Source organism: Streptomyces sp. NPDC002055 (genome assembly GCF_040296705.1).
Lineage (GTDB): Bacteria > Actinomycetota > Actinomycetes > Streptomycetales > Streptomycetaceae > Streptomyces.
Genome location: NZ_JBEOXS010000008.1, coordinates 170,776 through 185,143, shown reverse-complemented (window position 1 = coordinate 185,143; position 14,368 = coordinate 170,776). Strand labels below are relative to the sequence as shown.

The window sequence follows — 14,368 nt, the reverse complement described above, 5'->3', positions numbered from 1 at the left end:
CGGGCCCTGGGGGCCCACAAATACACGGAAGTTTCCGGAACCCCCACCCCTGCGCCCCCACCCCCTTGCGTTCACCCAGCCGCCCTGCGGCCCCGCGCCCTTGCGTTCACCCTGCCCTGCGGCCCCGCGCCCTTGCGTCCGGACCACCGGCCCGTCGTGGCGCACCGCCTGACGTCCACCCGGCCCTGCGGCCCCCGCTGCCTTCATGTCCGGGCCGGGGCCGGTGGTACCGCGCTGAGCTGGTCCTCCTGGGAGGAGCAGTTGTGCCCCACCGCGCCGACGGGGCCCGGCCCGCGCGTCACAGCTGCCAGATCAGCAGCTCGGCCGGGGTGGCGGCGATGAGTTCCGGCCCGGGGTGGCCGGAGATCCGCAGCTCGTCGCCCGGTCCGAGCAGGTCGTCCGGCAGCTGTACCTGACCGCGTACCACCTGCAGATGCGTCCGGGACTCCGGGCCGCTGCCGGCGTCGCTCATCGGCAGGGCCCGGCACTCGCCCTCCGCCAGGCGGACGATGTGGAGCACGGCTCCGGCGTTCGCCAGGGCGTAGGGCGTGCCGATGCCGCGGACGATCTCGTACGACGGTTCGCCGGCCGGCCGCGCGGGCTCCAGCCACATCTGGACGAAGCGGAGCGGCTCCGCCCCCTCGTTGCGCTCGGTGTGCCGCACCCCGCTGCCCGCGCTCAGCCGCTGGACGTCCCCGGGGCGCACGACCGAGGCGTGCCCGGCCGAGTCGCGGTGGGTGAGCTCCCCCTCCACGACCCAGGTGACGATCTCCACGTCGCGGTGCGGATGCTCGTCGAAGCCCGCCCCGGGCTCCAGCCGCTCCTCGTTGCAGGCGATCAGCGGGCCGAACCGCAGGTTGTCCGGGTCGTAGTGCGGGCCGAACGAGAACGCGTGCCGGGTCTCGATCCCCGCCTGTGGATCGCCGCCCCGATAACGCTCCGCGGCCCGCCTCAGCTGCATCATCGGTCCACCGTACCGAGGCGCGAGGGAGGGGGCGGGGCGGGAGCGACGCCGCATGAGGCAGTCTTGTCACGTGCCTGAATCCGGATCCGCCGACGCTCACCCACACTCCGCGACCCTGCGACGGCTGGAGAAATCCTCCGGCCACCTCGCCGCGAACGCGATCGCCCGCATGGACGAGACGCTGCCGTGGTACCGCGCCATGCCACCGGAGAACCGCTCCTGGATCGGCCTCGTCGCCCAGGCCGGCATCGCCGCCTTCACCGAGTGGTTCCGGCATCCGGAGACCCCGCAGGCGATCAGCACCGATGTCTTCGGGACCGCGCCCCGCGAGCTGACCCGCGCGATCACGCTGCGGCAGACCGTGGAGATGGTCCGGACGACCATCGAGGTCATGGAGGCCGCCATCGACGAGGTGGCGGCGCCCGGCGACGAGTCGGTGCTGCGCGAGGCGCTGCTGGTCTACGCCCGGGAGATCGCCTTCGCCACCGCCCAGGTGTACGCGCAGGCCGCCGAGGCGCGCGGCGCCTGGGACGCCCGGCTGGAGTCGCTGGTGGTGAACGCCGTGCTCTCCGGCGAGGCCGACGAGGGCGCCCTCTCCCGCGCCGCGGCGCTGGGCTGGAACTCCCCCGAGCACGTGATCGTGGTGCTGGGCACCGCGCCGGACGGGGACAGCGAGCTGACCGTGGAGGCGATCCGGCGCGCCGCCCGGCACGCCAAGCTCCAGGTCCTCACCGGGGTGCTCGGCGACCGGCTGATCGTCGTCGCGGGCGGCAGCAACGATCCGCTGCGCACCGCGAAGGCGCTGATCGGACCGTTCGCCCCGGGGCCGGTCGTGGCCGGTCCGGTCGTCGGCGACCTGGTGTCCGCCTCCCGCTCGGCGCAGGCCGCCAACGCGGGGCTGCGGGCCTGCACCGCCTGGCCGGACGCCCCCCGCCCGGCGCTGGCCGACGACCTGCTGCCGGAGCGCGCGATGGCGGGCGATGTCTCCGCCCGCGAACAGCTGGTGGAGGAGATCTACAGACCGCTGGAGGAGGCGGGCTCGGCCCTGCTGGAAACCCTCAGCGTCTACCTGGAACAGGCGAGCAGTCTCGAAGGGGCCGCCCGGATGCTGTTCGTTCACCCCAACACCGTGCGCTACCGGCTCCGACGTGTGACGGACGTCACCGGTTGGTCGCCGTCCGATGTACGATCCGCGTTCACGCTCCGTATCGCGCTGATTCTGGGGCGTCTCGCCCAAGCAGATCAGCAACTCTAGACTTTTGTCGGACACCCACAATTACCCTGACGGTTCTTGGTCCCTGTCCCCACCGGTCTTCCGGACCGGCCGCAAGAGAGAGTGTGAGAGTGCTCGTACTCGTCGCTCCCGGCCAAGGCGCTCAGACGCCCGGCTTCCTGGCTCCCTGGCTCGAACTCCCCGGCGTCACCGAACGTCTGCAGTGGTGGTCCGCCGTCTCCGGTCTGGACCTGATCCACTACGGCACCAAGGCCGACGCGGAGGAGATCCGTGACACCGCGGTGGCGCAGCCGCTGCTGGTGGCCGCCGGCCTGGTGTCGGCCCTGTCGGTGTTCCCGGACGCCGCCGAGGCCCGGCGGGTCGCGGGTGCGGTCGCCGGTCACAGCGTCGGTGAGCTCACCGCCGCGGCCGGCGCGGGCGTGATCTCGGCCGAGGCCGCGATGGTGCTGGTCCGGCAGCGGGGCCTGGCGATGGCGCAGGCCGCGTCCGTCACCGAGACCGGCATGTCCGCGGTGCTCGGCGGCGACCCCGAGACGGTCGTGGCCCACCTGGAGGGGCTCGGCCTGACTCCGGCGAACATGAACGGCGCGGGCCAGATCGTGGCCGCGGGCACCTCCGAGCAGCTGGCGGCGCTCGCCGCGGACAAGCCGGAGGGCGCGCGGGTCATGCCGCTGAAGGTCGCCGGCGCGTTCCACACCCACCACATGGCTCCGGCCGTTTCCGCCCTGGAGGCCCTGGTCCCGGGCGTGACGGTGCGGGACCCGCAGGTCCGCTACGTCTCCAACAGCGACGGCACGGTCGTCGGCTCCGGTCAGGAGATCGTGCGGCGGCTGGTCGCCCAGGTATCCAACCCGGTCCGCTGGGACCTGTGCATGGAGACCTTCAAGGAGCTCGGCGTCACCGCGATGATCGAGGTGTGCCCCGGCGGCACGCTGGCCGGGCTCGCGAAGCGTGCCCTGCCCGGGGTGAAGACCGTCGCGCTGAAGACGCCGGACCAGATCGACGCGGCCCGCGAGCTCATCGCCGAGCACGCCGTTCCCGCCGACCGCCCCGCCGAATAGGAGTCCGCGAGAACATGAGCGCGAAGATCAGGCCCGCCAAGGGCGCACCGTACGCGCGGATCCTCGGCGTGGGTGGCTACCGTCCGACGCGGGTGGTGCCGAACGAGGAGATCCTCAAGCACATCGACTCGTCCGACGAGTGGATCCGCTCCCGTTCCGGTATCGCCACCCGGCACTGGGCCGGACCGGACGAGACCGTGGCCGAGATGTCGCTGGAGGCGTCGGGCAAGGCGATCGCCGCCGCGGGCATCACCGCGGACCGGATCGGCGCCGTGGTCATCTCGACCGTCTCGCACTTCAAGCAGACCCCGTCGATCGCGACGGAGATCGCGCACCGGCTGGGGTCGGGCAAGGCCGCCGCGTTCGACATCTCCGCGGCCTGCGCGGGCTTCGGCTACGGCCTGACGATCGCCAAGGGCCTCATCGTCGAGGGCAGCGCGGAGTACGTGCTGGTCGTCGGCGTCGAGCGGCTGTCGGACCTCACCGACGTGACCGACCGGTCCACTGCCTTCCTGTTCGGCGACGGCGCGGGCGCGGTCGTCGTCGGCCCGTCCGAGGAGCCCGCGATGGGCCCCAGCATCTGGGGCTCGGAGGGCGACAAGGCGGACGTCATCTCGCAGACCGTCCCGTGGGACGACTTCCGCGTCGGCGACGTCCGGCAGCTGCCGGTCGGCGAGGACGGCGAACTGAAGTTCCCGGCCATCCGCCAGGAGGGCCAGACGGTCTTCCGCTGGGCGGTGTTCGAGATGGCGAAGGTCGCCCAGCAGGCGCTGGACGCGGCCGGGATCAGCGCGGACGACCTGGACGTCTTCATTCCGCACCAGGCCAACATGCGGATCATCGACTCGATGGTGAAGACCCTCAAACTGCCGGAACACGTCACGGTGGCCCGTGACGTGGAGACGACCGGCAACACCTCGGCCGCCTCGATCCCGCTCGCGATGGAGCGGCTCCTGGCGACGGGGAAGGCGAAGAGCGGCGACACCGCGCTCGTCATCGGCTTCGGGGCGGGTCTGGTGTACGCCGCAACGGTCGTTACCCTCCCATAGGCACGATCCACGCAGTCCGGGTCAACCGGGCAGCCCCGTTCCACCTTGTACGTAAGTACCGATAACACCGAAGGAGCGCCGCAATGGCCGACCAGAAGGAGATCCTCGAGGGTCTCGCGGAGATCGTCAACGAGATCGCCGGCATCCCCACCGAGGACGTCGCGCTCGACAAGTCCTTCACCGACGACCTGGACGTCGACTCGCTGTCCATGGTCGAGGTCGTCGTCGCCGCCGAGGAGCGCTTCGACGTGAAGATCCCGGACGACGACGTCAAGAACCTGAAGACCGTGGGCGACGCTGTCGACTACATCCTGAAGCACCAGGCCTGATCCAGCCGAGCGTGTGTCGCCACCCCGTGGTGGCGCCGTCGATTCGGACCCCTCGAACGTGGAGAAAGAATTCCTGTGAATGCGACCAACCGCACCGTGGTCGTCACCGGTATCGGCGCAACCACACCGCTGGGTGGCGACACCGCATCGACCTGGGAAGGTCTGATCGCGGGGCGTTCCGGCGTGAGCCCGCTCGAGCAGGAGTGGGCCGAGCAGCTCCCGGTACGCATCGCCGCGCAGATCGCGGTCGAGCCGAGCGAGATCATCCCCCGGCCGCAGGCCCGCAAGCTGGACCGCTCGGCGCAGTTCGCGCTGATCGCGGCCCGCGAGGCGTGGGCCGACGCGGGCTTCACCGCGAAGGCCGGTGAGGACGCGGCGGTCGACCCGGACCGGCTGGGCGCGGTCATCGCCTCCGGCATCGGCGGCGTGACCACCCTGCTCGACCAGTACGACGTACTCCGGGAGAAGGGCGTACGCCGCGTCTCCCCGCACACCGTCCCGATGCTGATGCCGAACGGCCCCTCGGCCAACGTGGGTCTGGAGGTGGGCGCCCGCGCGGGTGTGCACACTCCGGTGAGCGCCTGCGCGTCGGGCGCCGAGGCCATCGGCTACGCCGTCGAGATGATCCGTTCCGGCCGCGCCGACGTCGTGGTCGCGGGCGGCACCGAGGCGGCCATCCACCCGCTGCCCATCGCCGCGTTCGGCAACATGATGGCGATGTCCAAGAACAACGACGACCCGCAGGGTGCGTCCCGGCCGTACGACGCGGCCCGTGACGGCTTCATCCTCGGTGAGGGCGCCGGTGTCATCGTCCTGGAGTCGGCGGAGCACGCCGCCCGGCGCGGCGCCCGCGTCTACGCGGAGGCCCTGGGCCAGGGCATCTCGGCGGACTCGCACCACATCACGCAGCCCGAGCCGTCCGGCAACGGCATCGCGCACGCGCTGCACAACCTGATGGACGGCACCGACCTGAAGCCGGCCGAGATTGCGCACATCAACGCGCACGCCACCTCGACCCCGCAGGGCGACGTGGCCGAGATCAAGGCGCTGCGCAAGGTCTTCGGTGACGACGTGGACCACATGGCGCTGTCCGCCACGAAGTCCATGACCGGTCACCTCCTCGGTGGCGCGGGCGGCGTCGAGACGGTGGCGAGCGTCCTGGCGCTGCACCACCGGGTCGCCCCGCCGACGATCAACATCGAGAACCTCGACCCCGAGGCCGACGCGGACGTCGTGCGCGACACGCCGCGCCCGCTGCCGGAGGGCACCATCGCGGCGCTGAACAACTCGTTCGGCTTCGGCGGGCACAACGTCGTCCTGGCCTTCCGGACGGTCTGACCCGCACCACCGGCCGCCACCCGGCCACCGGCCGCCCGCACCACGGGGCGGCGGGGCGGGTGAGGCGGCGCCCTACGCGGCCGACGGCCGGGCAGTCACCGACTGCCCGGCCGTTGCGTTGTCCGGGGGCGGGGGTTGCGGGGGAGGTCGTCCGGGGCGTGTTGTTCGGGGCAGGGGGTCCGGGGCGAGGCCCGCGCCCGTCTCAGCGGTCCCGCCAGTCCCGCGGCCCCGCTCTCCCGGCCCTCTCAGCCCTCCCGGATGAAGCCCGCGAAGTAGCTCGCCGCCATGTCCTCGTCGCCGTGGCCCGCCCGTTCCGCACGGTGCAGCCGCTCGGCGCCGGCCTCCGCCAGGTCCATCCGCACTCCGGCCCGCTTCCCCGCCTCCAGGATCAGCCGGGCGTCCTTCGCGGCCGTGGTCACCGAGAAGTTCGGCGCGTAGTCGTCGTTCATCACGGCGCCCGCCTTGAGGCGGAGATAGCCGCAGTCCAGCAGCCCGCCGGCGACGGCGTCGAGGAACGCCTGCGGTTCGACGCCCAGCCCGTCGGCGAGGGCGAGCGCTTCGCCGACCGCGTTGTTGAGGGCCAGCACCCAGCTGTTGCACACCATCTTCAGCCGGGACGCCGCGCCGCTCGCGCCGTCCTCGGCGATCCAGACGGTGCGGCTGCCGATCGTGTCGAAGACGGGCGTCAGGGCGGTCCGGGCCTCGGCGGGTCCCGCGGCGAGCACGGTCAGCTTCCCGTCCTCGGCGGGCTGCCGGGTGCCGAGGACGGGTGCGTCGACGAAGAGCAGATCGTGTTCGGCCGCGAACGCGGCCAGCGGTTCGAGGGCGTCGATGCCGGCGGTGGTCGACTGCGACCACACGGTTCCGGGGGCGAAGGAGGCGGCGGCCTCGCGCATGGTGTCCAGCACGGTCCGCCCGTCGTACAGCATCGTCAGGACGACATCGGCGCCCTCGACGGCCGCGGCCGGGTCGTCCGCGATACGGGCGCCGTCCGCGGCGAGCGGCTCGGCCTTGTCACGGGTGCGGTTCCAGACCCGGACGTCCAGACCGGCTCCGCACAGGTTGCGGGCCATCGCGGCCCCCATGATGCCGGTGCCCAGCACCGCCACTGAAGTGTTGTCAGCCATGACGGCACGCTACGGCGTGGGTCCGCCCGGGGCGGCGAACCGGGCGGCGGCACCCGGACGACGGCTCTGAGGGGGCGTTGCACGATAGGCACGCGACCTGGGCGGGCATCGTGCAACGCCCCCTCAGACCACCTGGTGCAGCCAGCGGACCGGCGCGCCCTCGCCGGCGTACCGGAAGGGTTCCAGCTCGTCGTCCCAGGGCTTGCCGAGGAGCTTGGCGATCTCGGCTTCGAGGTCGGTCTCCCCCTGGCCGGCCCGGGTCATCGCGGCGCGCAGCCGGTCCTCGGGGATCAGGATGTCCCCGTGCATGCCGGTGACCGCGTGGAAGATGCCCAGCTCGGGGGTGGAGCTGTAGCGCTCGCCCTCGGCGGTGGGGCAGGGTTCGGCCGTCACCTCGAAGCGGAGCAGGTGCCAACCGCGGAGTGCGGACGCCAGCTTGGACGCGGTGCCCGGCTCGCCCTGCCAGGAGAACTCGGCCCGCCACGTCCCGGGCGAGGCCGGCTGTCTGATCCAGTCGAGGTTGACACGCACGCCAAGTACGCCCGCGACAGCCCATTCGACGTGCGGGCACAGCGCGCGCGGTGCGGAGTGCACGTACAGAACTCCACGTGTCGTCACCGGGACCTCCAGTGTGGGACGAGGTTCGCCTTCCCCAGCGGCCTCGTGCTCCGTACCGGTCGTGTCCTGGACAGCACCTGACATTCTGCCCGAAAAGTCACTTCCGTACCAACTCCCGAGGTTACGTGCAGTAAACACCATGGGGAGCAAAGGTCCGCAAAAGGGGCAGTATGTGACGTGATGTAAGTCAACGATTTCCGGGGTGCACGCGCGCCACAGCTGAGGCGACCGGCCGTCAGGTCACTGCGCGCGAGGCGCAGCAGACCGACTGCCACGGAGAAAAGCTACCGTGCACCACCGGCCCGGGGGTGACGTACCGTCGGTCCCGGACGGATATCGGCACAGCTTTCACTCGCGGGGACGGCGGGAAACCTCCGATCGGGGAACGCCCGAGCGGCCCAATCCGTCATCCGTGGAGGAAAGCCACCGACCGCGCGAGGGGAGCCGGCCATGCGGGACACATTCGGGCGCGGACGCGGACATCGGCACGGACGCGGGCGCCGTGCGAGCCGGGGCCCGGGGGCGGGGATCCTGCGGGCGTGGGGGCGGCGGGACTCGTCCCGGCGGAGCGGCGAAGCGGAATCCCGGGCGGGCGGCGAGGTGGTCCGGCGGAGCGGCGGGGCGGGGTTCCGGCGGAGCCGCGGGGCGGTCCGGGCCGCGGTGGCCGCGGTCGTCGCGGCCACGCTGCTCGGTGGCGTCACCGGCTGCGGCATCGGCGACGAACCGTCCGAACGGGCCTCCCACCGCCCGCGCCCCCGGCCCACCCCGGTGTGGGACACCAGCCCGGAGTCGATCGCCGCGCTCGGCGACTCGGTCACCCGGGGTTTCGACGCCTGCCTCGTCCTCTCCGACTGCCCGGAGGTGTCCTGGTCGACGGGGACGGACCCGAAGGTGGGCAGCCTGGCCGGCCGGCTGCTGAAGGATCCGGCCGGTGACAGCTGGAACTACGCGCGGACCGGAGCGCGGATGGCGGATCTGCCCGGGCAGGTCCGCCGGGCGGTGGGCCACCGGCCGGAGCTGGTGACCGTCATGCTGGGCTCGAACGACGCCTGCCGGGACACCACTGATCTGATGACCCCGGTGTCGTCCTTCCGCTCCGACTTCCGGCAGTCGCTGCGGTCGCTGCGGCGCGCCCTGCCGAAGACCCAGGTGTTCGTGACCAGCGTCCCGGACCTCAAGCGCGTGTGGTCCGAGGGCCGTCGGAACCCGCTCGGCAAGCAGGTCTGGCAGCTGGGCATCTGCGCGTCGATGCTCGGTCAGCCGGACGCGATGGACCGGGCGGCGACCCAGCGGCGGAGCTACGTCCAGCAGCGGGTGCTGGCGTACAACGCAGTGCTGAAGGAGGAGTGCGGCAAGGACCCGCTGTGCCGGTACGACGGCGGGGCGGTCTTCGACTACCTCTTCAGCGGGCGGCAGCTGAGCAAGTGGGACTGGTTCCACCCGAGCAGGAACGGCCAGCGGGTGCTGGCGGAGATGGCGTACCGGGCGGTCACCGCGAAGAAGCCGGTGGGGTGAGCGGGGCGCACGGGGCGGGGCCGCGGGGACGCTCCCGGGGCCGCCACCGGATCCGGCTCTGGGTGACTCCGGGAGGCCCGAGATCCGGCTCTAGGTGACTCCGGAAGGCCCGAGATCCGGCTCTGGGTGACTCCGGAAGGCCCGGGATCCGGGAACCTGCGGTGGATCCCGGAGCCTGGGGTGGATCCGGGAGCCTGGGGTGGATCCGGGAACGCGTCCCCGGGCGCATCGCCGGGGGCCGCGTCTCCGGATCCACCGCCGGGCCCGCCGCCGGGCACCACCCGCCGGGGTCAGTCCGCGGCCTCCAGGGTCCCGGTGAGCCGGGGGTCGGTGGCCGACCGTCCCGCCTCGATCCGGTACCGGCCGGGGACGAACCGCCAGCGGTCCGCCGCCTCGTCCCAGGTCTCGAAGGCGCGGCGCGGGAGGACGACCTCCGCCGCGACGCTCTCGCCCGGGGCCGCCGGGACGGTGGCGAATCCCGCCAGCCGACGGGGCTCCCGGGGGCGGGCTTCCGAGGTGCCGGTCTCCTGGGGGTGCGGGGCCGGCGGGGTGAGGTAGATCTGGACGACCTCGCGGCCCGGGCGGGTGCCGGTGTTGCGGAGCCGGACCGTCACCGTGGTCCCGGCCGTCTCGACCGCCTCGTACTCCCAGGTGGTGTACCCGAGGCCGTGGCCGAAGGGGTACGCGGGCGTGGCACCGGCCTTCTCCCAGGCCCGGTAGCCGATGAACACGCCCTCCTCGTAGACGAGTTCGCCGTCGGTGGGGACGACCCGGGACACCGGGGCGTCCGCCAGCCGGGCGGGCCAGGTGGTGGGGAGCCGGCCGCCGGGCTCCTCGCGGCCGAGCAGGACGTCCGCGAGGGCGGCGCCGGCCTCCTGGCCGGGGAACCAGCCGAGCAGCACCGCCGCCACGTCCTCGCGCCAGGGAAGTTCCACCGGGGAACCGGAGTTGACGACGACCACGGTGCGCGGGTTGACCGCGGCCACGCGGCGGACGAGCTCGTCCTGCCGGCCGGGGAGCAGCAGGTGGGTGCGGTCGAAGCCCTCGCTCTCCACCCGTTCGGTGGTGGCGACGACGACGATGGCGGCGTCGGCGTCCGCCGCCGCGGTGGCCGCTTCGTCCAGCATCTCGTCGGGGTCGCGCACCGGCTCGCCGTGCAGCAGGGCGCAGCTGACCGCGGCGACCGGGGCGTCCGTGGGCTTCGCCACCGTGCAGACCAGCTCGACCTCGACCGGCTGCCCGGCCATCAGATGGAGTTCGCCGCGCGGCACCGGGGAGCCGAAGAAGGCTTCGAACGGGTCGTCGTGGTCGGGGGCCTGGGCGCCGTCGAAGAGGACCTGTCCGTTGACGGTGAGCCGGAAGCCGCCGATCCCCTGGGTGCCGAAGAGGTGCTCGCCGTTGACCCGCGGGGTGAACGTCCCGGTCAGCTCGACGGTGTGCAGGGCCTGGTAGTCGACGCCTTCCGGAAGGTCGCCCATCCAGCTGACCTGGCCGCCCGGCAGGGGCTCGCCGCCGAGCTCGCGGCCCTGGCCGTCCCGGCACACCGCGTGCAGCCGGAATCCCTTCTCCGCGACGGCGAGTTCGTCGCTCGGGTCCGCGCCGACGGCGTGGACGACGTCCACCTCCCGGGGGAGCGCGTCCCGCAGGCCGTCGAGCGGGGAGACGACATGGGCGGGGAAGACCTGGGCGGAGCCGCCGCCGAGGATGCGGGCGTCGCGGGCGGCGGCGCCGATCACGGCGACGCTGCGGAGCCGGGAGAGGTCGAGCGGGAGGACGGGCTCGGCCGGCTGCTCCCCCGGGGCCTCGGCGGCGACGGCCGCCGGGCCGTCCCCTGGGGCGTCCTGTGGGGCGTCGGAGCCGGTGCCGGCGGGGGCCGTGCTGTCGAGGGCCGTGCCGGCGAAGCCCGTCTTGTCGGAGCCCGGGCCGACGGGGGCCGTGGCGACGGGGGCCGTGCCGGCGGAGCCCGTCTTGTGGGAACCCCGGCTGTCGGGGGCCGTGCCGGCGGGGGCGCCGTCGCCTGTGCCGTGCCCCGGGATGCCGGACTCGCCGACGGTGTCCGCGGGCCTTCCCCGGGTGGCGTCGACCGGCTCCTGGCCGGGCACCTCCAGGGGATGGGGGCCGGAGCGGGCCTCCTCGGCGAGTCCGGCCGGTAGCCGGACGGGCGCCGGCTCGTTGCGGAGCAGGACGAAGGAGCGGCGGGCGATCTCCCGGGCGACGTCCTCACCGGAGAGCCGCTCCGGGAGGTCCTGGGGAGCGACGGCGGCGGGTACGCCCTCGAGGACGCCGACGCGGGCGGCCAGCCGCAGGACCTGCCGCACGGCCCGGTCGACCTCGGCCTCCTCCACCTCGCCCGACCGGACGGCGTCGGCCAGGGCCGCGCCGTAGACGGTCCCCGGTCCGGGCATGGCGATGTCCAGACCGCCGCGGATGTTGTCCGCGGTGGACCGGGCGGCCAGCCAGTCCGAGACGACCGCGCCGTCGAAGCCCCACTCCTCCCGCAGCACCCCGCGGAGGAGGGCGCGGTGGGAGGTCATGGCGGTGCCGTTGACCGCGTTGTAGGCGGCCATGACGCCCCACGGGCGGGCGTTCCTGACGATGGCCTCGAAGGGGGCGAGGTAGAGCTCGCGCAGGGGGCGCGGGGCCACCGTGTTGGTCACGGTGAACCGTTCGGTCTCGGCGTCGTTGGCGACGAAGTGCTTGACGGTGGTGCCGACTCCGCCCTCCTGGACACCGCGGACGTACCCGGTGCCGATCTCTCCGGTGAGGTACGGATCCTCCGAGTAGCACTCGAAGTGGCGCCCGCCGAGCGGTGAGCGGTGGAGGTTGACCGTCGGGGCGAGCAGGACGTGGACGCCCTTGCGGCGGGCCTCCTGGGCGAGGAGGTGCCCGGCCCGGCGCGCGAGTTCGGGGTCCCAGGTGGCGGCGAGGGCGGTGGGGCTCGGCAGGGCGACCGAGGGGTCGGCGGCGGTCCAGCGGACACCGCGCACCCCGACCGGTCCGTCGGACATGACCAGGGACCGCAGGCCGATCGCGGGGAGCGCGGGCAGGGACCAGGTGTCCTGACCGGCCAGCAGGCGGGTCCTGTCGTCCAGGTCGAGCTTGCCGAGCGCGTCCTCCACCGCTGCTTCGCGTGCCGCGTCCTGCGGAGTCATACGGGCCTCCCCTTGTCCGGCGTGCGGCTCATCCTGCCCTGGAGCGCCGGACGGCGGGAAGGGAGCGCGGGGCGCGGGACGGCTCGGCCCGCGCGTCAGGGGTGGTGGGATTCCGTGCGGTCGGGGTGCCGGGGGTGCGTGCGGTTGGAGTGGCGGGGGTGCGTGCGTTCGGGGGGTTCCGGCGGACAGGCGGGGAGTTCCGGCGACGGGCTCTGGTCACGGCGGCGATCGTCTGCTGGGATCACTCCCGACTCGACGAAAGGATTTCCATGCGACGCATGCGCATCCGGCTGGGCCTGCTCGGTGCCGTTCTGGCGGTCAGCGCTCCGCCGGCTCTCGCCGCGGCGCCGACGGCCGGTGCCGCGGTCCGTTCCGCCGAGGGCACGGTCCGTTCCGCCGGTGCCGCGCCCACCGTCGAGGAACAGCGGCTGGACGGCGCCGTGCCGCAGGAGATCCTCCGGAGGAGCGGATTCGCCACGGTGGCACCGGAGTTCGCCCGGGAGCTGGCGGCCGTGGAGTCCGTGGACGGGGCCGAGCACCTGGTGGCGCGTTCGGGTCAGCGGCTGTGGCAGCGGGCCGTCGACCGCGTGCAGGGGCGGGGCCCGGCCGGCGGCGATCTGAGCCGGGACGACGACCGGCCGCTGTACTGGGCCCGGCTCGGCATGACGAAGGCGCTCCGGACGTGGCAGCCGGCGTTCGCGCTGCCGGAGTCCCGGCGGCAGGAGCTGATCACCCGTCTGGAGCGCGGATCCCGGGGCCAGGACACGGTCGATCTGCCCGCGGGCCGGGCCGTGAAACGGGTTCTGGTGACCGGCTTCGACCCGTTCCAGCTGGACGCGGACGCGCGCCGCAGCAATCCGTCGGGGGCGGCGGCGCTGGCCCTGGACGGGACCACGATCCGTACGCCGTCCGGCCCGGCGCGGGTGGAGACCGCGGTCTTCCCGGTGCGCTGGACGGACTTCGCCGAGGGGACGGTGGAGCGGACCCTGGCCCCGTACTTCCGGAGCGGTCCGCACCGGGTCGACATGTTCACCACGATCAGCCAGGGCCGGCCGGGGCGGTTCGACGTCGAGCGCACCAACGGCGCCTGGCGCGGCGGCTATCCGGACAACGACCGGATCTCGCGCACCGGGACCGTCCCGATCCCGGCCGGGGTGCCGACCGTCCATCCGCAGCCGCAGTGGACGGTGACCACGCTGCCGTACGAGCGGATCGTGGCGGCCGGGACCGGTGGCTTCCCGGTGCACGACAACACGGCGGTGACGGAGATCCCGGCGGGCGGGACCCAGCCGGTGGACCGGCCCGACGGCCCGACCCCCGGTTCGACGGCCCGCGCGGGCGGCGGGGGCGACTACCTGTCGAACGAGATCGCCTACCGGGCGACGCTGCTGCGGGACGCGCTGCGCCTCCGGGTGCCGGGCGGCCATCTGCACACCCCGGTGCTGCAGTTCGGCGCGGGGAACTCCGACCCGTCCACGGGCACGGTCACGGACCCGGACTTCGTACGCAACCGGCAGGCCATCACCGGTCAGATCCGCGCGATCCTCACGGTGACGGCGGGCACGCTGCCGCGCTGAGGTTCGCTGCCGGTTCGCTGCCGGTTCGCTCCCGGGGGCCGGGCGGATGCGGGGAGGTGACGCCAACGGGCCGGAAGGGAGCGGCGGACGGCCCCCGAAAGCCGGGTGACGGTCGGCGGACCTGGGGCGTATCGGCAGCTCAAGGACGGGGTTTGTCACGCGCGTCACCGTAGCCTCGTGAGCCCCCACGACGGCGGCGGTCACCTGGTGCTGCTCGGGTGATGCGGGCGCCCAGATGGGGCGGTCGCCCACTCCGGATCCGGCTGGGACCGGCCGAAGGCCGCCAGGGAAGACGCCGGCAGCGAAGAGGCAGGAGCGGAGTAGGCGCGCTCCAGCAGACCATCCGGCCGGGACGTCGCGCGCCCTCTCCGCCCGCTCGCCGAAACAGCTGACGGGCTCCGTAC

11 protein-coding genes are annotated in these 14,368 nt (G+C 73.5%); 7 read left to right on the top strand and 4 right to left on the bottom strand.

The features are described 5' to 3' along the window. Nucleotides 1-298: 298 nt before the first annotated feature. A complete protein-coding gene (locus ABT112_RS07265) occupies nt 299-964 on the bottom strand; it encodes a pirin family protein (protein ID WP_351506516.1) in 666 nt (221 codons plus the stop codon). A 52-nt stretch (nt 965-1,016) separates the two neighbouring features. Here ABT112_RS07265 and ABT112_RS07260 point away from each other — a divergent pair, with 52 nt between their 5' ends. The 5 genes from ABT112_RS07260 (at nt 1,017) to fabF (ending at nt 5,975) form a co-directional block, all read left to right on the top strand. After that, the gene (locus ABT112_RS07260) at nt 1,017-2,219 is read left to right on the top strand and encodes a PucR family transcriptional regulator (RefSeq protein ID WP_502975266.1); all 1,203 of its coding nucleotides are present in this window, start codon (nt 1,017-1,019) and stop codon (nt 2,217-2,219) included. Between the two features lie 89 nt (nt 2,220-2,308). Next, nucleotides 2,309-3,259 (top strand): ACP S-malonyltransferase, encoded by a 951-nt coding sequence (locus ABT112_RS07255; protein ID WP_351506527.1) that lies wholly within the window; start codon nt 2,309-2,311, stop codon nt 3,257-3,259. A gap of 14 nt (nt 3,260-3,273) precedes the next feature. Beyond that, the gene (locus tag ABT112_RS07250) at nt 3,274-4,308 is read left to right on the top strand and encodes a ketoacyl-ACP synthase III (protein WP_351506512.1); all 1,035 of its coding nucleotides are present in this window, start codon (nt 3,274-3,276) and stop codon (nt 4,306-4,308) included. A gap of 83 nt (nt 4,309-4,391) precedes the next feature. Continuing rightward, complete coding sequence (locus ABT112_RS07245; RefSeq protein ID WP_351506510.1) at nt 4,392-4,637, top strand: acyl carrier protein; 246 nt, start codon at nt 4,392-4,394, stop codon at nt 4,635-4,637. A gap of 75 nt (nt 4,638-4,712) precedes the next feature. After that, the gene (fabF, locus tag ABT112_RS07240) at nt 4,713-5,975 is read left to right on the top strand and encodes a beta-ketoacyl-ACP synthase II (protein WP_351506508.1); all 1,263 of its coding nucleotides are present in this window, start codon (nt 4,713-4,715) and stop codon (nt 5,973-5,975) included. Nucleotides 5,976-6,220: 245 nt separating this feature from the next. Here the strand turns inward: fabF and ABT112_RS07235 are convergent, their stop codons facing one another. Both ABT112_RS07235 and ABT112_RS07230 read right to left on the bottom strand, forming a co-directional pair. Further along, on the bottom strand, nt 6,221-7,102 hold the full coding sequence (locus ABT112_RS07235) for an NAD(P)-dependent oxidoreductase (RefSeq protein ID WP_351506506.1): 882 nt from the start codon (nt 7,100-7,102) through the stop codon (nt 6,221-6,223). A gap of 123 nt (nt 7,103-7,225) precedes the next feature. Further along, entirely contained in the window at nt 7,226-7,720 is a 495-nt protein-coding gene (locus ABT112_RS07230) for a DUF3145 domain-containing protein (protein ID WP_351506504.1), read from the bottom strand. 660 nt (nt 7,721-8,380) lie between these two features. Between ABT112_RS07230 and ABT112_RS07225 the strand changes: the two genes are divergently transcribed. Then, complete coding sequence (locus tag ABT112_RS07225) at nt 8,381-9,235, top strand: SGNH/GDSL hydrolase family protein (protein WP_351506501.1); 855 nt, start codon at nt 8,381-8,383, stop codon at nt 9,233-9,235. Between the two features lie 290 nt (nt 9,236-9,525). On the opposite strand, the gene ABT112_RS07220 is transcribed toward ABT112_RS07225, so the two are convergent. Beyond that, nucleotides 9,526-12,387, bottom strand: coding sequence for a beta-glucosidase (locus ABT112_RS07220; protein WP_351506499.1), 2,862 nt, complete (start codon nt 12,385-12,387; stop codon nt 9,526-9,528). Nucleotides 12,388-12,656: 269 nt separating this feature from the next. On the opposite strand from ABT112_RS07220, the gene ABT112_RS07215 reads away from it, so the two are divergent. Further along, nucleotides 12,657-13,964, top strand: coding sequence for a pyroglutamyl-peptidase I (locus ABT112_RS07215; protein WP_351506497.1), 1,308 nt, complete (start codon nt 12,657-12,659; stop codon nt 13,962-13,964). Nucleotides 13,965-14,368: the final 404 nt, after the last annotated feature.